This is a genomic window from Mesorhizobium sp. LNHC229A00 (genome assembly GCF_000502415.1).
In the GTDB taxonomy this organism is placed as follows: domain Bacteria; phylum Pseudomonadota; class Alphaproteobacteria; order Rhizobiales; family Rhizobiaceae; genus Mesorhizobium.
The window spans coordinates 1-980 of record NZ_AYWQ01000103.1 but is presented as its reverse complement, the minus strand read 5'-3'; the positions used below and the strand labels follow the sequence as shown (position 1 = coordinate 980).

General features: G+C 56.8%; 1 protein-coding gene and 1 pseudogene. Both read right to left on the bottom strand.

Annotation, left to right across the window (positions count from 1 at the left end; genetic code table 11):
* Window positions 1–87: 87 nt before the first annotated feature.
* A pseudogene (locus X742_RS01000000171210) lies at window positions 88–524 on the bottom strand (DUF4112 domain-containing protein).
* Between the two features lies 1 nt (window position 525).
* Window positions 526–963, bottom strand: coding sequence for a YidB family protein (locus X742_RS1000000176335; RefSeq protein WP_051407812.1), 438 nt, complete (start codon window positions 961–963; stop codon window positions 526–528).
* Window positions 964–980: the final 17 nt, after the last annotated feature.

The window sequence follows — 980 nt, the reverse complement described above, 5'->3', positions numbered from 1 at the left end:
TTTTCCCCTTTACCTGAACCGAAATTGGTTCGGCGGCAGAACGTGCGATAAACCAATAAAGTTCCTTGGGCGAATGCTGAGCCGCAATCAGTGTCGCCGGCGGCCACCTTCGGCTTTACCAAGGTGGCGGCGAAGCAGCGTAATGTTGCGATTGTTGGACTTGAAATACACGTCGAAGATCGAGCCCAGAACAGGAATGCTTCCTACAACCGTATCAAGCAATACGTCCCCAGCATTCTGGCGACCAAGATCTTTCCAGCGCCGCAGCTTCGGGCTCGCAAAACGATGTAAGCCGAAACGATACCTGTTGCCACATCTCCGAGGACGGGCACCAAGCCCACGAGGGCATCCAGTCCAAAACGAATTGAGGTTCCCGGAATCCGCCAACGGGAATCAAGCAGCGCCGCAAACAAGTCCAATTCGGCAACTACGCTTGCTGCCTCGGGATCCTTAAAGCCCAGCCCACCTATCCGAACGGCCGAGCTTGCACGCCTCAGGAGGTCTTCCTGAGATATGGCCTTCATTCTAGACATCGTTTTGCCCGGTTGATTTGACTTGCGGCCTATGTGGGGGCACGTCGTCGAGGAGGGTCGCCTCACCGGAGCCCTTCGTTGACTCGGGCGGCAGTGCGCCATTTGGCGTCATCTTGTTGACGGCCTCGGGCAGATCCCGGGTGATCCTGCTGATGAGTTCCTCACGCGAAAGGCCGGTCTGCATCGAGAGGGACGTCAGCGTGTCTTCGTCTATTGCCGCTTCGACGTCATTTGGGTCGATTGGCTGGTTCGGCCCAGCGCCTACCCAAGAATCGACCTTTGATCCTGCCCCCGCGCCTCTGAATCGATCTAGGATATCCCCAAGTGCTGTCCCCGAGACGCCTTTGGAAAGAGTAACCCATAATATTTCTCCTCGGCCTTGATTGGCCGAAGAGAAAACGATCGGCGCGCGGAAGTTCGTGGGCCGCAAGCAGACTTACCGCTTCC